Origin of the sequence: Streptomyces phytophilus (assembly GCF_013870535.1) — a bacterium.
In the GTDB taxonomy this organism is placed as follows: domain Bacteria; phylum Actinomycetota; class Actinomycetes; order Streptomycetales; family Streptomycetaceae; genus Streptomyces; species Streptomyces phytophilus.
The window spans coordinates 1-4138 of record NZ_JACBXC010000505.1; the positions used below are offsets into that span (position 1 = coordinate 1).

Consider the following 4138-nt stretch of genomic DNA (forward strand, 5'->3'; position numbering starts at 1 on the left):
CGGCCCGGCCGACCTCGGCCCGGTAGGTGGAGTTGAAGACGCTGCCGAGGACGGCGATGCCGAGGACGCCGCCCAGTTCGCGGGTGAGGTCGTTGAGCGCGGAGGCGACGCCCTGCTTGGCGGGCGGGAGCGCGGCGACGATCGCCTCCGTCGCCGGGGTGGCGGCGAAGGCGACGCCGGCGCCGAGGACGGCGGTGGCGACGAGGAAGCCGCCGATCCCCGAGCCGCCGATCCCCGAGCCGCCGATCCCCGAGCCGCCGACGACCGCCGCGAGTATCAGCAGGCCCGCGGCGATCAGCGCCATGCCGAGCCCGATGACGGCGGCCATGCCGTACCGCTTGGCCAGCGCGGGCGCGAAGGGGGAGAACACCATGGCGCCGACGGCCATCGCGGCGAGGGCGAGCCCGGCGCGCAGGGGCGAGTAGCCGAGGATCTCCTGCAGGTACTGCAGACCCAGGAAGAAGAACCCGAACATGGCGAGGGTCTCGGCCGTGATGACCAGCGAGCCGGCCGAGACGCCGCGCAGCCGGAACACCCGCAGGTCGAGCAGCGGATACGGGGTGCGCAGCTCCCACCGTACGAACGCGCCCAGCGCGGCGGCCCCGACGGCGAAGCCGGCGAGCACCGCGCCGTGCGCCCAGCCCCGCTCCGGCCCCTCCACGATGCCGAAGACCACCGCGCCGATGCCGGTCACGGAGAGCAGCGCGCCCACGGTGTCCAGCGGCGCCGCGCCACGGCGGCGAGCCCGGCGTTGACGGCGAAGACCGAGCGCCAGGAGTACGCCTCCAGCAGCCCGCCGGCGAGCAGCACCGCCAGCAGCGCGGAGCCGAAGCTGACGCCGGACCAGATGCCGACCGCCCGCCCGCGGCTCTCCGGCGGGTAGACGGCCGTGATGACCGACAGGGTCATCGGCATGACGAGCGCCGCGCCCACCCCGGCCGCGCCGCGGAGCACGATCACGAGCGCCACGTCGTCGACCAGCAGGACGGCGCCGGAGGCGAGGCCGAACACGGCGAGCCCGGTGAGGAGGACGCCCTTGCGCCCGTAGCGGTCGCCGAGGGCCCCGCCGGCGAGCAGGAGCCCGGCGAAGGTGACGCCGTAGGCGTTCATGACCCACTGCAACTCGCTCTCCGTGGCCGCCAGGTCGCGCGCCATCCCGGGCGCGGCCACGAGCAGCGAGGCGAGCATGCCGACGACCACGGCGAGGGCGAGGCACATCACGGTCAGCACGGCGGTGCGGCGGCGGGGGCCGACGGCGTGTCGGGGCATGCGGGCCTCCGTCTCGTCAAACAACGAATTCAAACGATCGTTTAAATCCCTATCACGCCTTCGTTGCCGTCTTCAAGCGGGCGTTTTAAACTCCTGGTCGATGCCCACGCCACGCGCCACCGCCACCCGCACCCGCCTCCTCGACGCCGCCGAGCGGCTCTTCGCCGAGCACGGGTTCGCCGCGACCTCCCTGCGCACCGTGACCGAAGCCGCGGACGCCAACGTGGCCGCGGTGAACTACCACTTCGGTTCGAAGGAAGGGCTGCTGCGCGCCGTCGTCGAACGCGCCATGGCCACCGTCAACCGCGAGCGCCTGCGCCTCCTCGGCGAACTCCGCGCCGCCGCCCGCCCCCCGAGCGCGGCGGACCTGGTGCACGCCTTCGTCGCCACCGGCGCGCACCTCGGCGACCCGCAGGAGGCGGGCGGCGCGGACCTGCGCCGCTTCCTGGGCCGGCTCGTCTGCGAACCGGACCCGGCGATCCGCCGCCTCTTCGGCGCGGAAGTCGCCCCGGTGGAGGGCGAGTACCTCGGCGCCCTCACGGAAGCGCTGCCCCACCTCACCCCGGCCGAGGTGGCCTACCGCTACCGCGCCATGGTCGGCCTCCTGGCCCTCCACCAGTCCGGCACCCTCACCGACTTCCACCCGGGCCCACCCCCGGCGGAGCCCCCCGGCCCGGACGACGCGGCCCGCCTGACGACACTGCTGACGGCCGCCTTCGAGGCGCCGGCCGCGCGCGGCTGAGGCCCCGTGGACGGCCGCTCGGCGATGCCCCCGGCGCCGAAACCCGCACGGGTCAGTGCCGCTTGGGCACGCCGTCAGGACCCCGCTGCGGGAGGTCCGGGTGGTGGGGTCAGGTGCCGATGCCTGTCAGGAGCAGGTCCACCGTGGCCTCCAGGAAGGCGTCGTCCAGTGGTTCGCGGGTCAGCAGCAGGCGGGTGTGCAGCGGGCCCGTGAGGGCCTCGAAGGCCAGTCGGCGGTCGACGCCGGGGCGGAGTTCGCCGCGGGACTCGGCGCGGTCGAGGACCTGCGCGCCGACCGCGAAGCGGGTGGTCCAGAACTCGTCGCGGGCCGCCTCGTACTCCGCGAGGTCCTCCTGCACCACCATCCGCAGCAGCAGGCCGCCCAGCGGGGTGCGGACGAAGGCGGCGGTGTCGTGGAGGAGGGCGAGCAGGTCGCCGCGGAGGGTGCCGGTGTCGGGGGTGGGCAGGTCGGTGCGGGTGCGGTCGAGGACGGCGTCGAGGGCGAGCGCGGCCTTGGTGCCCCAGCGGCGGTAGATCGACGTCTCGTGGACGCCGGCGCGCTGGGCGACCTCGGCGATCGACAGCGCGTCGGTGCCGTGCTCCAGGACGACGTCCACCGTCGCCTGCAGCACGGCGGCGCGTACGCGGGCGCTGCGGCCGCCCGTTCTGCGGGCGGCGGTGGCGGGCTGGCGGCTGCTTTCCGGCATCCCGCCAACGTAGCGCAGGTCAGTGCGGCGCCGGCCGTTCGCCGTGGGCGCGGGGGAGCGCGGCGATCAGTGCGGCGGTCGCGGCGGTGAGCCCCATGCCGCCGGCGGCGAACACGGTGAACAGCGTCCAGAAGTCCGGGGTGAGAACCATCGGGGTGCCTCCTGTCAGTTAACGCAGTGATTCTTGCTTTAAGGTACGACCTGGCGTGCCCCTAATGCAAGTTGACTTGCGTTACGTACGTCCGGGTGCGGACGGGGTACGTTCCTCCCAGGCCCGGCACACCCGCCGACGAGCACCGAGGAGCCCCGCATGACCGGCGACTTCGCCCCGTTCACCGCCGACGACTACCGCGCCCGCATGCGGCACGCCGCCCGCGCCGCCGCCGGTGCCGGGTTCGCCGGGCTGCTCGTCGCCCCCGGGCCCGACCTCGTCTGGCTCACCGGCTACGCGCCGCCCGCCGCCACCGAGCGGCTCACCCTGCTCGTGCTCGTGCCTGGGGCGGATCCGGTGCTCGTGGTGCCGAAGCTGGAGGCCGGCGACGCCGCGAAGGCGGCCGGCGGACCGGCCCTCGCCCTGCGCGACTGGACCGACGGCACCAGCCCGTACGCCGTGACCGCACCGCTGCTCGACGCCCGCGGCCGGTACGCCGTCAGCGACGACGCCTGGGCCCTGCACCTGCTCGGGCTCCAGCGCGAGCTGCCGGAGTCCGCGTACGTCTCCTTCTCCGACGGGCTGCCGATGCTGCGCGCCGTCAAGGACGACGCGGAACTCGCGCGGCTGGCCGCGGCCGGCGCCGCCGCGGACGCCGCGTACGAGGAGATCAGGAACGCGCGCTTCGCCGGCCGCAAGGAGTCCGACGTCGCCGCGGAACTGGCCGCGCTGCTGCGCCGGTTCGGCCACTCCCAGGTCGACTTCACCGTCGTCGGCTCCGGGCCCAACGGCGCGAACCCGCACCACGAGGCCGGCGAACGCGTCATCCGCGACGGCGACATGGTCGTCCTCGACTTCGGCGGCCTCGTCCACGGCTACGGCTCCGACACCACCCGCACCGTGCACGTCGGCGAACCCACCGCCGAGGAGCGGGAGATCCACGACGTCGTACGCGCGGCGCAGGAGGCCGGCTTCCGGGCGGTGCGGCCCGGCGCCGCCTGCCAGGAGGTCGACCGGGCGGCGCGCCGGGTCATCGCCGACGCGGGCTACGGCGAGTACTTCATCCACCGCACCGGGCACGGCATCGGCACCACGACCCACGAGCCGCCGTACATGATCGAGGGCGAGGAGCAGCCGCTCGTGCCCGGCATGTGCTTCTCGGTCGAGCCCGGCATCTACCTGCCGGGGCGCTTCGGCGTACGCATCGAGGACATCGTGACCGTCACCGGGAGCGGCGGTCGGCGGCTCAACGACACCGCGCGCGAGATGG

The 4138-nt window shown here is 74.7% G+C and carries 6 protein-coding genes; 2 read left to right on the forward strand and 4 right to left on the reverse strand.

The window, feature by feature from the left end; translation table 11 throughout:
- Together H5J30_RS20160 and H5J30_RS20165 are read right to left on the reverse strand one after the other, a co-directional pair.
- Positions 1–712, reverse strand: a 712-nt coding sequence (locus tag H5J30_RS20160) for an MFS transporter (RefSeq protein ID WP_181788805.1), incomplete at its 3' end; no start/stop codon positions are given.
- Positions 691–1269 carry an MFS transporter gene (locus H5J30_RS20165; protein WP_181788806.1) on the reverse strand — a complete coding sequence of 193 codons (579 nt, stop codon included), beginning with the start codon at positions 1267–1269 and terminating at the stop codon, positions 691–693. The genes H5J30_RS20165 and H5J30_RS20160, both read right to left, overlap by 22 nt.
- A gap of 100 nt (positions 1270–1369) precedes the next feature.
- Here H5J30_RS20165 and H5J30_RS20170 point away from each other — a divergent pair, with 100 nt between their 5' ends.
- Positions 1370–2011 (forward strand): TetR/AcrR family transcriptional regulator, encoded by a 642-nt coding sequence (locus tag H5J30_RS20170; protein ID WP_181788807.1) that lies wholly within the window; start codon positions 1370–1372, stop codon positions 2009–2011.
- A 109-nt stretch (positions 2012–2120) separates the two neighbouring features.
- On the opposite strand, the gene H5J30_RS20175 is transcribed toward H5J30_RS20170, so the two are convergent.
- Positions 2121–2717, reverse strand: coding sequence for a TetR/AcrR family transcriptional regulator (locus H5J30_RS20175; protein WP_181788808.1), 597 nt, complete (start codon positions 2715–2717; stop codon positions 2121–2123).
- A gap of 19 nt (positions 2718–2736) precedes the next feature.
- Complete coding sequence (locus H5J30_RS36855) at positions 2737–2868, reverse strand: hypothetical protein (RefSeq protein ID WP_258563431.1); 132 nt, start codon at positions 2866–2868, stop codon at positions 2737–2739.
- 159 nt (positions 2869–3027) lie between these two features.
- Between H5J30_RS36855 and H5J30_RS20180 the strand changes: the two genes are divergently transcribed.
- Positions 3028–4138: aminopeptidase P family protein (locus H5J30_RS20180; RefSeq protein WP_181788809.1), on the forward strand; the 1111-nt coding region annotated here is incomplete at its 3' end.